We start from the raw sequence: 822 nt of genomic DNA, 5'->3' as shown, positions 1-822 counted from the left end.
TGAAACGTTTCATTGCTTCACCTGCTGGGTGATGTTTCATAAGCCCACATTTTAACAAATATCCTTTTGTATTCCGAGAATTAGGGCATTATTACTGTTCACTAAGTTACGGATTCAGGTTGTTGTTAAAGAGCAGGTGTTCTATTGCCTGTTGACGGGAGGAGGCTCATTTGTGTTAGCCGCTTTATCGACAAGCTGGCCATCCACGAACTTATGAAGCACGCTGGATACCAGCGTTTGATATGGAATGCCTTCTTTCAGGGCGCGGGCCTGAAGTGCCCTGAGATCCCTGGAAGACAGGCGAATATTGATACGAGCATCTTTCTTGAACGTTGCCTCGGCAGCTTTTTGATGCTCCGCAATTTTTTCCGAGGCCCCTTTGGGCCGCTTGAGTTGGCCGCTTTCGAAGGCTTCCAGGATTTCCTTTTCTTCAGGATTGAGGTTATTCATCTGAACCACCAAGATACTGTTTAGTAGCCTTTCGGCTGGGAATGATGGTTTTCAGGAAGATTTCCTCCTCGTTCTCAACGAACGGAACGAGGTAGGCGTAGCCCTCAATGACAACAACGGAGATTTGTTGGCCTGGATATCGTTCTTGATTCGGGTGTTCGAAGATGTCGACTTCGTTCCCGAGCTGGATATTCAGCACAACCTCTTCAAAGGAAATGCCCCGTTCTGCCTTGAGAAGATAATTCTTCTCTGAATTCCATGCAAAGGTTTTCATCCCTGAAGTCTAGCGCAACGTGTGCCTTTTGTCTTCTTTCGCTGCCAGCCATGGAGAGCGAAGCGAAGGCTGGTAGTCCCCAGTAGCCGCGAGGCCGC

General features: G+C 48.3%; 2 protein-coding genes. Both read right to left on the bottom strand.

From position 1 onward, the window contains the following. Nucleotides 1-141: 141 nt before the first annotated feature. Nucleotides 142-450 (bottom strand): antitoxin, encoded by a 309-nt coding sequence (locus tag ACOCD2_RS22980; RefSeq protein ID WP_293649547.1) that lies wholly within the window; start codon nt 448-450, stop codon nt 142-144. After that, a complete protein-coding gene (locus ACOCD2_RS22975) occupies nt 443-724 on the bottom strand; it encodes a BrnT family toxin (protein WP_293649545.1) in 282 nt (93 codons plus the stop codon). Before ACOCD2_RS22975 ends, ACOCD2_RS22980 begins: the two co-directional genes overlap by 8 nt. Nucleotides 725-822: the final 98 nt, after the last annotated feature.

The organism is Thiolapillus sp., assembly GCF_048562965.1.
In the GTDB taxonomy this organism is placed as follows: Bacteria; Pseudomonadota; Gammaproteobacteria; order Chromatiales; family Chromatiaceae; genus Thiolapillus; species Thiolapillus brandeum_A.
The sequence above is the reverse complement of the archived record's forward strand: the minus strand, read 5'-3'. Positions and strand labels throughout refer to the sequence as shown.